This window comes from Pantoea sp. Sc1, assembly GCF_000255315.1.
Classification (GTDB): Bacteria; Pseudomonadota; Gammaproteobacteria; order Enterobacterales; family Enterobacteriaceae; genus Pantoea; species Pantoea anthophila.
This window is the reverse complement of record NZ_AJFP01000001.1, coordinates 1650588-1666987: the sequence shown is the minus strand read 5'-3', so window position 1 is coordinate 1666987 and position 16400 is coordinate 1650588. Positions and strand designations below refer to the sequence as shown.

The following is a 16400-nucleotide window of genomic DNA, read 5'->3' as shown; positions in this document are numbered from 1 at the left end:
CCCTTGTAGTCCATGCAGACTTAAAGCGTAGTCGACGATGCGCCATCGCCGTTAATTGTTCGCCATAGCCGGGTAGCGCTGACGCAAATCACTGAATATCTGCGCCATGTCCGCCGTTTCGCCTGCCTCTGCGACCGCCCGAAAAACCTGGGTTTTCAGGAAGTGACGCCAGCTGACCGGCGCGGCGGCAAGAAAGGTGGTCAGTGACTGATAGCGCTGGGGTGTCCAGCGTTTTTCAAAGCGCTGACGCGCCTCGCCATGCTCAAAATGGTGCGTGACCCGTTGCGGCATGGCAGCACGCAGTTGCTCAGTCGCGACCCGATCCACGCGGTTATTCACCACCACCACGCCATACTGCGCCCTGGCGGCGTCGAGGCTGAGGTAACCGCAGCGCACATCCTGCAGGACCGCCTCCGCATCGCGCTGTGACGGCAGCCCGTAGCCCCCGGCACCCGGCCCGCGGACTTCGACCACGTCCCCCGGCTGGCAGTGGATCACATCGGTGTTGCCGTGCCGGATGACCTCGCCGTTGCGCCGGGTCTGGAAGTGGGAGAGCGCCCCGCTTTGTCCGCCCACCACGCCCGCCGAGGCGAAGACCGAGCGGTTGCGGTTGCGCGCGGTAATCGTGGTGTTGGGCGAGAAGATCTCGAACGCCATCTCTGTCGCCAGGCCGCCGCGATAGTGACCCGCCCCGGCACTGTCCTGCGCCAGGCCGTAGCGGTGAAAACGGATGGGGACTTCCGCCTCGTTAATCTCAATCGGGGTGTTTTTCAGGAAGGCGGAAAGACCGCCGGAGCCGTCAGGGCCATCGTGACGCGGGGTGCCGCCTGCACCGCCGCCCACCGGGCCCAGCGAAGCCACCACGCTGCGGTTGTGCGTCTGGGTGCGGATATTCATGATCGAGTTGCCGCCGGGCGAGTTGGCGGGCAGACGATCGGGCATCGCCAGTGAGAAGACGCCGACGGTGGCAATCTGCGACAGCGCACAGGTCAGCGAGCGCATGCCTACCGCAGCGGGCGCCTCGCAGTTCATGACCGTGCCCGGCGGCAGAATGGCGCGGGTGGGCCGCAGCGTGCCCGCGTTAAGCAACAGGGAGCGATCCAGCGTGGAGAGTACATAGGTGACACCGACCAGCGCCAGCGGATGTCGCTCCCGTCCGCCCGTGGGCATGTTCAGCGACGAGGCCAGCTGCGGGTCGCTGCCGGTGTAATCCAGCTCCAGCCGGTCGCCCTGCACCCGCAGCGTGACGGCGATGCGGCAGGGATAGCCACCCTCGCCATCCTCATCGGCGTAGTCAGCATAAAAGTATTCACCGTCGGGAATGGTCGCGATGATCGTGCGCGCCTGCGCCTCGGCGTAATCCAGAATGCCTTCAATACCCTGCAGGAAATCGTCGATGCCAAAGCGGGCAATAATGTCGTGAATTTTCCGCTCGCCCACGTTGACCGAGGCCAGCTGTGCCTTGAAGTCACCCCAGTTCTGGTCCGGCACCCGCACGTTGAGCCGCATGATGCTGGCGACCTCTTCGTTGAGCTGACCCTGTCGCATGATCTTCAGCGGCGGGATGCGAATCCCCTCCTGCACAATGTCGGTCAGCGAACGCGACAGCGAGGCGGGCACGGCCCCGCCGACATCGGTGTTGTGAATATGTCCCACCGCGAAACAGACAATCTCGCCCTGGTGGAACACCGGTTTCCAGATGTGGATGTCGGGGGAGTGGGTCGCGACGTTTCCGGCGTAGGCATCGTTGGTGATGCAGATGTCCCCCTCGGCGTACTCCTCTATCAGCGCCAGCACCGGCGCATAGTCGATGCCGCTGTACCAGGGCGCACCAAAACTGCGGGGTGAGGCAAACGCCAGCCCGCTGCGGCTGACAATCTGGCAGGAGAAATCTTCCGTCTCCTTAACGAAGGTGGAGTGCGCAGTGCGCATCAGCGTAAAGGCCATCGCATCGGCGGCGGCAGCGCAGTAGTTCGCCAGGATCTGTAAGTTACGTCCGTCAATCGCCATGTTATGCCTCGTTCGCCGTAATCAGCAGGTTGCCAAAAGTGTCGACCGTGACGCCCATGCCGGGCGGCACACAGGTGGTGCAGTCATCCTGAGCAATGATGGCCGGGCCACTGAGCTGATGGCCGGCGCGCAGCCCGGACCGCAGCACCAGATCAACCTGATGCCAGGCACCGTCAATCCACGCTTTCGTCTGCTTCAGCACCGGCACCGGTTCCGTCGCCGGGGCCAGCGGGGCAATAACCGGTTTCGGCGTCGGTGAGGTGATTACCAGCCGCAGGTTAATCAGCTGCACCGGGGCCTGCGGATCACAGTGACCAAACAGCTGCTGATGCTGGCGATCGAAAGCGTCATGCAGCGCCGTAAAATCGGCCTGCCTCAGCCAGCCTGCCTCCAGCGGCACGTCGATCTCAAACGACTGTCCCTGATAGCGCATATCGGCGCTGAACTGCAGGCTGTAAGGCATCGCGCTGCCGTGCTCCTCAGTCAGCCAGTTGCAGGCGCGCTGCTGCAATGCCTGCGCTTCCGTGGCCAGGGTGTCGGCCAGGGCAGGAGTCAGATCGCTGTAGAGGGTGCGGATAAAGTCATTACGGATGTCAGCCACCAGCCCGCCCAGCGCCGACAGCACCCCGGGCGTCGGCGGCACAATCACCCCTTTCAGGTTGAGTTCACGGGCCAGGAAACAGCCCATCATCGGCCCGGCACCGCCAAAGGCGAGGAACCAGAATTCACGCGGATCGAGGCCGAACCGTGACAGCAGGCCGCTGGTGTCGCTGTACATACCGGAGATGGCCAGCTCAATGGCGTTTTGCGCGGTCTCCTGCACCGTCAGGCCGAGGGCATCGGCCAGCGGTTGCCAGGCGGCACAGGCGGCCGCGACATCGACGGCGACAGCGTTGTAGCCCAGCGCGCCGTGCCCCATCATGCCGCAGGCGGCAAAGGCGTCGGTGGCGGTCGGCTGCGTGCCGCCGCGGCCGAAGCAGACCGGGCCAGGCAGCGATCCGGCACTGTCCGGGCCCATCTGCAGCACGCCCTGCCCGTCAATCCACGCCAGCGAGCCGCCGCCCTGGCCTACCGAGGTAACGGCCACGGAGGGAATGTAAATCGGGAAGTCCCCGATGATTTCACCGTTGCCCTGCGCCACGTTGCCGTCGATGATCACCGCCACGTCAGCACTGGTGCCGCCGATATCGAGGCTGAGAATGTTGCCGAACCCACAGGCGCTGGCGAGATAGCTGGCCCCGATGACCCCGGATGCGGTGCCGGAGAGAACCATCTGCACACATTCACGTTTCGCCTGGTCGACGCCCATGACGCCACCGTTCGATTTGGTGATGCGCGGCGGCGGCTGCACGCCGAGCCGCTGTAGCGCCTGCTCAAAGGATTCAAGGTAGTGGATCACCATCGGCTGCACGTAGGCGTTGATGGTCGCGGTAATGGTGCGTTCATATTCGCGGATAATGGGCCAGATGTCGGCAGAACAGGAGGTCAGCAGCTCGGGTGCCTCCTCATTGATAATCGCTTTCACGGCCGCTTCATTGTGCCGGTTGCGATAGCTGTGCAGCAGGGAGACCACGATGCCCTGGCAGCCCGCAGCGCGTGCCTGCGCGATAGCGTCGAGTACGCTCTGGCGGTCCACCGGCTGGAGTACCCTGCCCTGCGCGTCCATGCGTTCACGGATGGCAAAAACCCGGTCGCGCGAGATCAGCGGTGCAGGACGCCGCGAAAAGAGGTCATGGATATGGGGAATTTTCAGCCGGGCCAGCTCCAGCACATCGCAGAAGCCCTCGGTAGCGAACAGCGCCAGCCGCACGCCACGCCGCTGGATCACCGCGTTGATGCCGACCGTGGTGCCGTGGGTAAAGTAGCCAATCTCCGCGGGGTCGATCCCCTGACGCTGCTGAAACTGCGCCAGCCCGGTGGTGATTTCACTGCCGGGCTGATCCGGGCGCGACAGGACTTTCAGGGTATGAATCTGGTTCGTTTGCTGATCGAGCACGGCAAAATCGGTAAAGGATCCGCCAATATCCACGCCAACGCGGTATCGCATCTCGGGTTAACTCCTGAGTCAGGGAGGGGGAAATTCCATCAGCGTCCCGGGGTGTTGCACCACACGCCAGCCGAGACGCTGGTAGACCTGATGCGCATCCTGGGTCGACAGCATCCAGCGATGCACCGTTTGCAGCTCCGGATGATCACGGACGCAGGTCGCCAGCCAGCTGCCCAGTCCGTGTCCACGCCAGTTTTCGTCAATGATGACGTCGCACAGCCAGCCAAAGCGGGTGTAATCGGTGATAAGACGGGCGAAGCCAATCTGCGCCTGCTGGTGATAGAGGCCAAACGGCAGCGAACCGGCGATCGCCCGCAGGGTTTTCTCGCGTGGCTGGCCCTGTGCCCAGTAGGACTTCTCCGCCAGCTGGTGGTGTATCCACGCCAGGTCGAGCCGCTGACGGTCGGTGGAGACGGTGAACGCATCGCGCTGCCACTGCTGGTCAGCAATCAGTAATGAGCTCATAACAACTCCTGATAACGGTTAAAAACAGTCTAAGGGGGTTCGCTGATCGGGTGAGGCTGAAGCGCGCCCTGAAACCGGATGCAGCGACTGAATTTTGCGCCGGGAAGAAATTTTATGCTGAGGGGAGTCAGGCCGATGCATGATGCAGAGTGAACGGGCGGGTAAGGGAAAAATCCGGGTAAAGCGTGCAGGTCTGCACAGCCCCCGGAGCGCGGTCTGCGCCGGGTGCGGTGCATGCCGGTAGTGACCCTCTGCCGTAAAAAGCGCAGAGGATCGGCCCCCGGCTCTGGTCACTACGCCCCGAGTTCGACAGAGTTCTGCTTGTCGATAAGTGAACGCAACGGCACGCTGCTTTTCATGATGGGCGATTTGATCACGATATAACTGAAATATTTGTCGATGCCGATCTGCGCATCCAGCATCTTCTCAATCACTTCCTGGTAATGTTCAATGCTGCGGGTAATAAAGCGCAGCAGATAGTCGTAGCCGCCAGTGATCAGATGGCACTCCATCAGCTCATCGACACTGCGCATCGCCGTTTCAAACTTCATAAAATCTTCGCGGCGATGGCCCGACAGCGTGACTTCGGTAAAGACCGTCACAGAATCGGTAATGCGGGTGAGATTGATGTGGGCTTCATAACCGGTAATAAAACCAGCCTGTTCCAGACGTTTGACCCGTTGCAGGCAGGGGCTGGGGGAAAGGCCTACTGCGTCGGCGAGGTTAACGTTGCTGATACGGCCATCTTTCTGGAGTTGCACCAGAATGTTGATGTCGATGCGGTCGAGTTTCATTAAGCCGTTCATAGCACCCCTCATTGTCAGAGCCTGGCCCATCAGGCGTCAGTATTGCAGGCTGGCAATAACCTGGCCTGACGGGCCAGGCGCTTAAGCAAATGTTCAGAACCTCCGGAAGATATATCACGCTTTACGGTAAATGCGCCAGCGCTTCGCAGTGGTTATACCAGCAGGAGGTTTTTAAATTACTTCAATAAAATCAATGAGGAATCACAGTTTAACCCAGACGACCTGTGGCACGCGCCAGCGCAATATCGAAGATATGCAGCGCCTCTTCCAGCTGGGAGTCGGTCGTCACCAGCGGGGCCAGGAAACGGATAGTATTACGGTGCAGACCACACTTGATGAGCAGCAGTCCTTCCTGACAGGCGCTGTCGAGGATCTTCTGCGTCAGGGCCGCATCCGGGCGGCCGGTTTCGAAATCGAGGATTTCCACCGCCTGCATAAAGCCCACGCCGCGCACATCACCGATGCAGGCATATTTATCCGCCAGCTGCCGCAGCCGGGCATTGAGCTGTTCACCGAGCTGGCAGGAACGCTGTAGCAGGTTCTCCTGCTCAAACAGATCCAGCACCGCCAGCGCCGCCGCACACCCCAGCGCATTGCCGCCGTAGGTGCCGCCCAGTCCGCCCGGCGCTGGCGCGTCCATGATCTCCGCCCGTCCCACCACACCGGAAATCGGCAGGCCGCCGCCCAGGCTTTTCGCCAGCGTGATCAAATCCGGTTTAATGCCCAGCTGCTGGAACGCGAACATGGTGCCGGTTCGCCCGAAGCCGGACTGCACTTCATCACAAATCAGCAGAATGCCGTGCTGGCTGGTAATGCGGCGCAGCGCCTGCATAAAGGCCGGGCCCGCAGGCAGGAATCCCCCGTCGCCCTGCACCGGCTCGATAATGATCGCCGCCACCCGCTCAGGCAGGATCTGTACCGCGAACAGCTGCTCCAGCGCCTTGAGGCAATCCGCCTCAGTAATGCCGTGCAGCGGATTGGGGAAAGGCAGCCGGTAAATCTCGCCAGGGAACGGGCCAAAGTTCTGTTTATAAGGGGCGGACATGCCGGTCAGGGTGACACCCAGCAAGGTGCGGCCATGAAATGCACCGTCAAAGGCGATGATGCCGGGGCGCTGCGTGTGGGCGCGGGCAATCTTCACCGCGTTTTCTACCGCTTCGGCGCCGCTGGTGAAAAAGACGCTCTTGTAGGCTTCGTCTCCGCCTACCAGCCGGTTCAGCCGCTCCGCTAACGCAATGTAGCCCGGATAAGCCACCACCTGAAAACAGGCGTGCGAGACCAGACCGAGCTGGCGGGTCACGGCGTTGACCACCGCCGGGTGATTGTGCCCGACATTGAGCACGCCGATGCCGCCGACAAAGTCGAGATAGCGATTGCCCTCCACGTCCCATACTTCACTGCCTCTGGCGCGCTCGATCACCAGCGGATGCGCGGTGACGACGCCACGCGGCACGTTCTGCTCACGTGCATCCAGTAACAGGTTGTTATCGGAGTATGCTTGCTGCTCTGCCATGACATTCTGCATTTTAAACCCTCATCCACGTAACGTTCGGTTGGCTCAAGTATCGCAACCTGTTGGTTTCCGACGCTGCCGTAATTCCGCAGGCAGCGGCATTTCCTGTCAAAATCCCGCTGCTTTCAGCAGGGAAATTTCTCTGCCAGCGCCTGACGAATCAGGGTGACAAACACGTTAACGCCATGCGGGATCAGCGCATCGTTAAAGTCGTAGGCGGCGTGATGTAACGGTCTGCAGGGCGCAGACCCCAGCCAGAGATAGGCACCGGGCCGCGCCTGCAGCATAAAGGCGAAATCTTCTGAGGTGAGCGCGGGCTGCGGCGCGGTTTCAGCGGCGATGCCCGCCTGTTTCAGCGCCTGCAGGCAGAACTGCGCCTCATCCGGGCTGTTCAGGGTCGCCGGGTAGTAGCGCAGATAGCGCACCTCGGCATGCAGGCCATGCGCGGCGGTGACATGTTCCGCCATCTGACGCAGTCGCGCTTCAATCGTCGCCTGTGCCGTCGGGCTGAAGGTGCGCACCGTACCGGTGATGTTCGCCTCCGCCGGGATCATGTTGTGGGAAAAGCCACCCTCCATCCGCGTCACAGTGAGCAGCGCCGTTTCACAGGGGTCGAGCGCGCGTGAGACCAGGGTATTCAGCTGAACCACCAGCTCGCTGGTCGCCAGCAGGGTATCGCGGGTCAGGTGGGGCTGAGCGGCATGGCCGCCCCCGCCCAGCACCCGGATATCGAAGCGGTCTGCCGCCGCCATGATCGGGCCGGGCCGGGTCTGCACCTGGCCCAGCGGCAGTTCCGGCCAGTTGTGAATGGCGTAGACCGCCTCACAGGGAAAGCGGCTGAACAGCCCGTCGTCGATCATCGCCTTCGCGCCCGCCAGCCCCTCTTCGGCGGGCTGGAAAATGAAGCAGACGGTGCCGTCAAAACTGACGTCGCGCGCCAGTTTTTCTGCCGCCCCCAGCAGCATCACGGTGTGACCGTCGTGGCCGCAGGCGTGACTGACCTGCGTCACGCTGCTCTGCCAGGCGGTGCCGCTCTGATCCTGCATCGGCAGGGCATCCATATCGGCGCGCAGGCCAATCATCCGCTCGCTGTTACCCTTTTTCAGAATGCCGACCACGCCGGTCTGGCCGATGCCCCGATGCACCTCAATTCCCAGCTGTTGCAGAAAGTTCGCCACCCTGTCGCTGGTGCGGTGCTCCTGAAAACCGAGTTCCGGGTGCGCATGCAGTTCGCGGCGCAGTGCCACTAAATGTTCCATCTCAATATCCTTGTGAGCGGTCGACCAGACCGTGCAGCGGCTCACCACGCTGATAACGGCGCAGGTTCTCCAGCAGCGCCGCAATGGCGCTCTCATTCTGTGTCTGGCTGGCAATGTGCGGCGTCAGCCACACGGCGGGATGGTGCCAGAAGGGGTGGTCAGGCGGTAACGGCTCCGGGTCGGTGACATCAATCACGGCGGCGCGGAGCTGGCCGCTCGCCAGCGCCTGCAGCAGATCGTCATGATTAAGCTGCTGACCGCGCCCGGCCTGCACCAGTGCCGCACCCTGCGGCATCTGCGTAAACAGGGTGTGATTAAGCAGACCCTGCGTGGTGTCGGTCAGAGGCAGCAGACAGACCAGAATCTCGCTGTGTGCCAGAAAGTCCGCCAGCTCTCCGGCACCGTGCCAGCAGCGCACGCCGGGCACGTGGCGCGGTGTGCGGCTCCAGCCAGCGCAGTCAAACCCCAGTGCGACCAGCTGCTGCAGCGCAGCCTGACCGAGTTCGCCCAGCCCCATTACGCCCACCCGCCGCTGAGCCGCAGGCTTCACCTGATGCGGCTGCCACTGCTGCTGGCGTTGCTGATGAAGATAGCGTGGCATGTCACGATGCAGCCCGAGCACCGCGAAGGTGACATATTCCACCATGCCCTGCGTCAGGCCTGGCTCAATCATTCGTATGACCGGCAGATCGGGCGGCAGCGCGCTGAAGTCAAACTGATCGGCGCCGGCGCCGACAGAAAACAGCAGTTTCAGCCGGGGAAACAGCGCCGGAATATCGGCGGGGGGCTGCCAGGCTACCAGCGCCTCAACCTCTGCCGGATCGCCGGTCTCCGGCCAGATATGCAGCTGAATGTCGGGGGCATGCTCCGCCAGCCAGCGCTGCCAGATCCGTCCCCGTTCCGGTTCCGATTTATAGACGATATGCATCAGGCCATCGCCTGGGTCATTAAGCCAAAGGCCTGCATCCCCTGTGGCGTCCAGGGAGTGCCCCGGACCATCGTGGTCGGCGCATCCACCTGATCCAGCCCGAGGGTGTTGAGCCAGCTGGCCAGCGGCAGGCTGGCGTCGGTATCAATACGCAGAAACTGGCCCTGCAGTGGCTGCATCAGGGTTGCCACCAGCGCCTGTGCCACCGGCAGCTCCGCGGCGATCACCGGACCAATCGCCCAGCCGTGCCCAAACCGGCGCAGGCTGGCGAACCCCTGAATCTGCTGCTGATCGTCCTGTAACAGCAGGGTCTCACAGTCGCGCAGCAGATGGTCGAACAGCGCCGGACGATGCATGCCGTGCGCCTGCTGATCCAGCTTCACCAGCGCGGCGTGATCCGTCGGGGTCGCCGGTCGCAGATGCAGCCCGGCCGGGATCACCACGTCGGGCAGTGACGCCAGTGCGCGGGTCTGGTGCTGGCGGATCTCGCCGCAGCTGACAAAGCCGAGCTTTTCATACAGCCCTTTGCCCATTTCGGTGGCGTGCAGCCGCACGTTGCCGTCCGGGACTTTTTCCAGCTGCGCCAGCATCAGCTGTTTGCCGAGGCCCCGCCCCTGCTGCTGATTATCCACAATCACCAGTCCCAGCGTGGCGGCGTGTTCGCCCCAGCGCCAGAGCACGGCGCTGCCAATCACTCTGCCCTGCTCTTCAATCACCGTGCCTTCGCCCAGCTGCAGCGCCAGCTGCCAGTCTTCGCGTCGGTGGGGCCACTTCAGCGCCTGCGTCATGCGGTAGCACTGTTCGATATCATCTGGCGTCATTGCGCGTAGTGTCAGGCTCATTGCGTTCTCCTTACATCATGCCTGGGGTGTCTAATCCGCTGCCGTCAACCAGACGGCTGTAGCGATAAGGGGCAGGGTCGACAATCGGGGTGGCCCCGGTCGCCAGATCGGCCGCCAGGCGTCCGGCACCCGGCCCGATGCCAAAACCGTGCGCGCTGTAGCCCGCCGAGAGCACCAGCCCCGGCAGTTTCGCCACGGTGGAGATCACCGGAATGGCGTCCGGCGTACTGTCGATCATACCGCCCCACGCCTGGGCCAGCCTGAGATTCGCCAGCGCCGGATATTCGCGGCGCATCGCGGCCAGCCCCTCTTCCACGATTCGGCTGTCTGCCGCCGGATCGAGAATGCGCACCCGCTCAAACGGCGACGGGCGATCAAAGGCCCAGCGCCCCATCGCTTCGGGGCCTTTGAAAAAGGGCGACAGGCCAAGGTTGAGGGTGAGATTCTTGCGGCGGCTTTTAAATGTCGGATAGAACTGGCGCGCATAACGCAGCCCCTGCGCACCCGGCTCCAGCCGTCCGCGCCCCGATACCGAGACGGTATAGCTGCCGTCCATCTGCGGGCGGCAGGCGAAGCCCGGCGTATAGAGCGGCATCGCAATCGCCTGCTCTATCGGCTGCGTGCGGAAGGCCGTGCCGATGACATTGCCCAGCGGCAGATCGATGCCGTGACGACGGCAGAACATGGATGTCCAGGCCCCGGCAGCACAGATCACCCGGCTGGTTTTGATCAGCCCGCGTTCGGTCCAGACGCCGCTGACCTGACCCGCGGCGATATCCAGCCCGCGCACCGCACACTGCTGAAACAGCAGCGCACCTTTTTTCATCGCGCCCGTCACCAGGCCCGGTGCCGCCAGGCGGGGTTCCGCATGGCCATCCGTCGGCGCTGAGAGACCGCCCCGCCAGGCGGTGGTACTGCCGGGCGTCATCGCTTTTGCCTGCTCAGCGGTAAGAATCGAGCTGTTGACGCCATACCCCTTAGCCATCTGGATCCACGCATCCCAGGCGGCGATGTCTGACTCTTCCCGCGTGGCGTAAACCAGCCCGCTGCGACGGAATCCCAGCTCTTCGCCGGTTTCCGCGTTCAGCTCCCCCCAGCGTTGCAGGGCATAGATGATCAGCGGCAGCTCCCGCTCATCGCGGTTCTGCTGACGACACCAGCCCCAGTTGCGGCTCGACTGCTCGGCGCCCACCAGGCCTTTTTCGATCAGCACAACCTTAACGCCCTGCTTCGCCAGTTCCCAGGTGGCGGCGGCCCCGGCAATACCGGCGCCAATCACCACCACATCGGCGGCGTCGGGAAAGTCCGTACTGTCCTGTACATAACGAATCGGTGCAGGCATAACAAAACGACCTCTGTTGTAAATGAAAAGGAGCACGCCATGACGCCAGCGGCCACCTACTCTGCTTTTAAAATCTCTTCATGCTCATCCAGCCAGCCCTGACGCAGCTCCGGCACAGCGCGTTTCAGCCGCTCAAAGTAGAGCTCGCTGGTAGGCTTGTCGTAGTCGCTGCGGGCCAGCTGGGTCACGATGCGCCCGCTTTTCATCACCACAATCTCGTCGCACACGGCGCGCACCGCATGCATGTCGTGGCTGATGAAGATCACGGAGAGGCCCAGCTCCCGGCGCAGTTCACTGATCAGGTCGAGCACGGCGGCCGCCACCACGGTGTCCAGCGCCGAGGTAACCTCATCACACAGAATCAGATCGGGCTCAGCCGCCAGCGCGCGCGCCAGATTAACGCGCTGTTTCTGGCCGCCCGACAGCGCCCAGGGACGCCGTCCCAGCACGCTGCGCGGCAGCTGCACCAGATCCAGCAGCTGATTGAGCCGCTGCTGACGGGCCGCACCGCTCAGACCATGAAACAGCGTCAGCGGACGCGACAGAATGCGCTCAACGCTGTGAGCCGGATTCAGGGCGGTATCCGCCATCTGGAACACATACTGAATGCGTCGCAGCTCGTTGTCAGGGCGTTTCTGCATATCGCCCGCGATATAGTGACCGTTAAACAGGATGTGGCCGTGACTCGGGGCGTTGAGCCCGGCGATGGCGTGCGCCAGCGTGGTTTTGCCCGAGCCGGACTCCCCGATAATGCCAATCGCCTGCCCTTTCCATAGCCTGAGGTTGACGTCTTCCAGGATGCGCACCTTCGGGTGGCCCTCCCTGTCGCGCGGGCCATAACCGGCGCAGAGATCGCGCACTTCCAGCAGCGGCTGAATATCGGCCGCCGCGGGACACCAGCTGCTGGGCCGCTCTTTCTGCCGCGCCGCATCCATCAGAAGGCGGGTGTACTCCGCCTGTGGCGCGCCAATCAGGTGTGCGGTCGTGCCATATTCCGCCATTTTGCCGCGCAGCAGCACCAGAATCCGATCGGCCATCTGCGCCACGACCGCCAGATCGTGACTGACGTAAATGGCGGTGACGCCGCGCTGCACCACCACCCGGCGAAAGGCTTTCAGCACCTCGACCTGGGTAGTCACATCCAGTGCGGTGGTGGGTTCATCCAGAATCACCACGTCCGGGTCGCCAATCAGCGCCATCGCCGTCATCAGACGCTGCAGCTGACCGCCTGACACCTGATGCGGATAGCGGTCACCGATGCTCTCCGGATTGGGCAGCGCCAGCTCACGGAACAGGCCAATCGCTTTTTCCCGCGCCGCTTTGCGGGTCAGGGTGCCGTGAATGACCACCGGCTCAATCACCTGATCGAGGATTTTCATGCCCGGATTAAACGACGCGGCGGCGCTCTGAGCGATATAAGCCACTTTATTACCGCGAAAGGCGCGCAGCTGGCCTGGCGTCAGGCTGCTGACGTCGGTGCCGGCGACGTGAATATTGCCCCCGGCAATCCGGCAGCCGCTGCGGGCGTAGCCCATCAGGGCCATCGCGATAGTGGTTTTACCCGAGCCGGACTCGCCAATCAGCGCCAGCACCTCGCCCTTCTGCACGGTAAAGTGAATGTCGGAAACCAGGTCAATCTCTTCGCCGCGATCGGTCTGCGCGGTGACGCGCAGTTTATCGACCGAAATCACCGGCATGGCCGTATGGGGTGTCACGTTCATGCTCCCTCCTTCGCCAGCGTCAGCGGACGCATCGCCTGCAGGCTGTCGATAAACAGGTTGGCGCCAATGGTCAGGCTGGCAATCGCCAGCGCGGGCATCAGCACCGCCGGTGAGCCGTCAAACAGCCCCTGCATGTTTTCACGCACCAGCGTGCCCCAGTCGGCATAGGGTGGCTGCACGCCCAGGCCGAGAAAGCTCAGGCCGCTGAGCAGCAGCACGATGTAAACAAAGCGCAGGCCAAAGTCGGTCAGCATCGGGTGCACCATGTTGGGCAATATGTCGTGAATGGCGATATGCCAGCGGCTTTCGCCCCGCAGCCGGGAGGCGCGGACGTAGTCCATGCTGCGCAGCGAGCTGGCCATGGCAAAGGCGATACGGAATGCGCCCGGCCAGTAGGTAAAGACCGCCGTCAGGATCAGCATCGGCAGCGACGAGCCAAAGACGGCGACGATCATCAGCGACAGCACTTTTCCCGGCAGCACCAGCAGCGCATCGTTGACGCGGCCCAGTAACTCCTCCAGCCAGCGTCCCGTTACCGCCGCCAGCAGCGCCAGCAGCGTGCCGACCAGGCTGGCCAGCAGCGCCGCGCTCAGCGCCAGACCGATTGAGAACTTCGCGCCATAGAGAATGCGGCTCAGCATATCGCGGCCAAGATAGTCGGTGCCCAGCAGGTTGTCCGCCGTTAGCCCGCCCATCAGCGGCCCGCCGCCAATATCATCGATGCTGTGCGGGGCCAGCGCGGTGCCGAACAGCGCCATCAGCAGCCAGAACAGGGAGATCAGCAGTCCCATCCGGCCAGACCAGGAGAGTGACTGTAAGAAACGCCAGGGCAGCAGAAGAGTATTCATGCGCTTCTCCATTTCGGGTTAAAGGCGATAGTCAGGATGTCGGCCAGCAGCAGCAGCACCAGATAGCAGGCGGCGAACAGCATGACGCAGAGCTGCACCACCGGCAGATCGCGGTTGCTGACGGCATCCACCAGCTGACTGGCCAGACCGGGATAGCTAAAGATGGTTTCGATGATGATCACCCCGCCAAACAGATAGGAGAGGCTGAGTGAAATCGCGTTGGCAATCGGGCCGACCGCGTTAGGCAGGGCGTGACGCAGCACGGCTCTGAGCGGTGACACCCCTTTCAGCCGCGCCATCTCCAGATAGGGGCTGTCGAGCTGATTGATGATCGCCGCCCGCGTCATCCGGGCCATCTGCGCCACCAGCACACAGCAGAGCGTCAGCACCGGCAGCGCATAGGCTTTGAGGTAACTCAGCAGGTCGCTGTCCGGGCTGCCGAACGACATCGCCGACACCCAGTGCAGCCTGACGGCGAAAATCAGCACCGCGACCGTCGCCACCAGAAACTCCGGGACGGCGACCGTCGCCATAGTGCCGATAACCAGCGCCCGATCGAGCCGTGACCCGCGATTCATCGCTGCGATGATGCCGATGATCAGCGCCAGCGGCACGCAGATCAGCGTGGTAATACCCGCCAGTTCAAACGTCGCCGGAATGCGCTGGGCCACCAGCTGTGCAACCGGCAGATGGCTGGCAAACGAGGTGCCGAAATCGCCCTGCAGCATGCCTGTCAGCCAGTGGACGTAACGCATCAGCAAAGGCTGATCCAGCCCCAGCTGCTGCCGTAACGCCGCCACCGTCTCCGGCGTGGCGTTCTGCCCAAGGATCATCTGCGCCGCGTCACCCGGCAGCAGGCTGGTGATGAAAAACACCACCGCCGAGACGATAAGCAACGTCAGGATGCCGGCACCGGTTCGCCGGGCAATCAGGAACAGCATATATCGGTTCATCGGCGTTCTCCTTACTCAGGTTCCGGATCAGGCGGTCAGCCAGGCAAACTCATGGAAGCGATACCCCATCATCATGCCCGACGGCCAGGCTTCCACTCCTTTGACCTTTTTGCTGTAGCCATCGGTGGAGCTGATAAAGGTCGGGATGAGGGTGCCGCAGTGGTCATAGATCAGCGTCTGCATATCGCCATACATCTGCTTGCGTTTCGCCTGATCGCGTTCCCCCCGTGCCGCCACGACCAGCTGGTCAAACTGCGGATTCTTCCAGCCCGACTCGTTACTCGGCGCGGTAGAGAGATAAAACTGTGAGAAGAGCATGTCGAGCGTCGGACGCGGGTTTATCGAGCCATATCCCACGGGATCTTTAGTCCAGTGCGACGACCAGTAGCCGTCATACGGCACGCGTCGCACTTTGATGTTGAGCCCGGCTCCGCGCGCAATCTGCTGGATCATCTGACCGCCTTCGGTTGCCCCTTCAATGTTGGGCGTGGTCACAATCTCCACCGTTGACCCGGCCATCCCGGCTTTTTTGATGTGGAATTTCGCCTTTTCCACATCCAGCGGGCGCGGTTTCAGGTCGGCGTTGTAGAGCGGATGCCAAGGTGGCACCGGGGTGTCGTTACTGACGTCGCCGTAGCCCTGCAGGACCGTTTTCACCAGCATTTCGCGCGGCTGCAGATATTTCATCGCCAGCACAAAATCTTCGTTGCTTCCCGGCTTCACGTCGGTGCGAATAATCAGGTTGGTGTACATCCCCGATTTGCTCTCCAGCACGCCGAAGTCGCTGCTGGCTTTGATGCGCTTGCAGTCGGCGGCGGTCATGGCCGCGACGATCTGCAGATCGCCCGACATCAGCGCATTGACGCGCGCGGCGCCGTCGGTGACGCCTATCAGCTCCACCTCATCCAGGTGCGGCAGGCCCGGCTTGTAATAGTTGGGATTTTTCGTGCCGACGGCGCGCACGCCGGGCATAAAGGCTTTGCAGATGAATGGCCCGGTGCCGATCCCTTTGCTGAAATCTTTGGTGCCATCCTGCACGATTAAAAACGGCGGCGTGGCCAGCATGTAAGGAACATCGAAGTTGGCGCTGTTCAGCTCCAGCAGCACCTCATTGTCACTGACCGCGGTGAAGGTTTTGAACTGGTCGGCCAGCTTGAAAGCGATGGAGGCGATAGCCGGATCTTTGTGGCGGCTGAGTGAGTAGATGACATCTTTGGCGGTCAGCGGTTTGCCGTCATGGAAGGTCACGCCCTTGCGCAGCTTAATATGCCAGGTGACGCCATCGCCCGACTCCACCGATTCCGCCAGGGCCGGTTGCACCATCAGATTTTTATCCAGCTCGGTCAGGCCGCTGTAAAACATAAACTGGCGGGTATAGTCGGCGCTGTTGTTACTTTTGGCCGGGTCGAGCGTGTCGGTGGCCGAGGCATTCGACATCGCCGCGCGCAGGTTACCGCCCTTCACGGGCTTATCATCCGCCTGTGCTGCCCCGGAAAAACCGATCAGGCCGCTGCTCATCACCGCACCCGCGGAGAGGATTTTCATCAGGCTGCGTCGTGACAGTGTGCCTTCAGTGATCATGCGCGTCAGTGCCGGATTTACCGCATCAGCGTCGTTATTATCAAATTTACTCATCTCTGTACCCTCAATAGTCAGGCGAACCGGG

General features: G+C 62.4%; 13 protein-coding genes. All 13 read right to left on the bottom strand.

Annotated elements, in window-relative coordinates:
• Positions 1 to 51: 51 nt before the first annotated feature.
• Positions 52 to 2010: a hydantoinase B/oxoprolinase family protein gene (locus S7A_RS07650; RefSeq protein ID WP_009089427.1), complete on the bottom strand. Its 1959-nt coding sequence runs from the start codon at positions 2008 to 2010 to the stop codon at positions 52 to 54.
• A gap of 1 nt (position 2011) precedes the next feature.
• A complete protein-coding gene (locus S7A_RS07645; protein ID WP_009089425.1) occupies positions 2012 to 4057 on the bottom strand; it encodes a hydantoinase/oxoprolinase family protein in 2046 nt (681 codons plus the stop codon).
• Between the two features lie 18 nt (positions 4058 to 4075).
• Complete coding sequence (locus S7A_RS07640; protein WP_009089424.1) at positions 4076 to 4522, bottom strand: GNAT family N-acetyltransferase; 447 nt, start codon at positions 4520 to 4522, stop codon at positions 4076 to 4078.
• A 293-nt stretch (positions 4523 to 4815) separates the two neighbouring features.
• Positions 4816 to 5328 (bottom strand): Lrp/AsnC family transcriptional regulator, encoded by a 513-nt coding sequence (locus S7A_RS07635; protein ID WP_009089422.1) that lies wholly within the window; start codon positions 5326 to 5328, stop codon positions 4816 to 4818.
• Positions 5329 to 5536: 208 nt separating this feature from the next.
• Positions 5537 to 6853, bottom strand: coding sequence for a 4-aminobutyrate--2-oxoglutarate transaminase (gene gabT, locus S7A_RS07630; protein ID WP_009089421.1), 1317 nt, complete (start codon positions 6851 to 6853; stop codon positions 5537 to 5539).
• Positions 6854 to 6966: 113 nt separating this feature from the next.
• Entirely contained in the window at positions 6967 to 8100 is a 1134-nt protein-coding gene (locus S7A_RS07625) for a M20 aminoacylase family protein (RefSeq protein WP_009089419.1), read from the bottom strand.
• 1 nt (position 8101) lies between these two features.
• On the bottom strand, positions 8102 to 9028 hold the full coding sequence (locus tag S7A_RS07620; RefSeq protein WP_009089417.1) for a glyoxylate/hydroxypyruvate reductase A: 927 nt from the start codon (positions 9026 to 9028) through the stop codon (positions 8102 to 8104).
• On the bottom strand, positions 9028 to 9870 hold the full coding sequence (locus tag S7A_RS07615) for a GNAT family N-acetyltransferase (RefSeq protein WP_009089415.1): 843 nt from the start codon (positions 9868 to 9870) through the stop codon (positions 9028 to 9030). Before S7A_RS07615 ends, S7A_RS07620 begins: the two co-directional genes overlap by 1 nt.
• 10 nt (positions 9871 to 9880) lie before the next feature.
• A complete protein-coding gene (locus S7A_RS07610; protein ID WP_009089413.1) occupies positions 9881 to 11212 on the bottom strand; it encodes an FAD-binding oxidoreductase in 1332 nt (443 codons plus the stop codon).
• 56 nt (positions 11213 to 11268) lie between these two features.
• Entirely contained in the window at positions 11269 to 12933 is a 1665-nt protein-coding gene (locus S7A_RS07605; protein WP_009089411.1) for an ABC transporter ATP-binding protein, read from the bottom strand.
• Positions 12930 to 13781, bottom strand: a complete 852-nt coding sequence (locus tag S7A_RS07600; RefSeq protein WP_009089410.1) for an ABC transporter permease — start codon at positions 13779 to 13781, stop codon at positions 12930 to 12932. Before S7A_RS07600 ends, S7A_RS07605 begins: the two co-directional genes overlap by 4 nt.
• Positions 13778 to 14734: an ABC transporter permease gene (locus S7A_RS07595; protein WP_009089409.1), complete on the bottom strand. Its 957-nt coding sequence runs from the start codon at positions 14732 to 14734 to the stop codon at positions 13778 to 13780. The genes S7A_RS07600 and S7A_RS07595 overlap by 4 nt, the downstream gene beginning before the upstream one ends.
• 27 nt (positions 14735 to 14761) lie before the next feature.
• Complete coding sequence (locus S7A_RS07590) at positions 14762 to 16369, bottom strand: ABC transporter substrate-binding protein (protein WP_009089407.1); 1608 nt, start codon at positions 16367 to 16369, stop codon at positions 14762 to 14764.
• Positions 16370 to 16400: the final 31 nt, after the last annotated feature.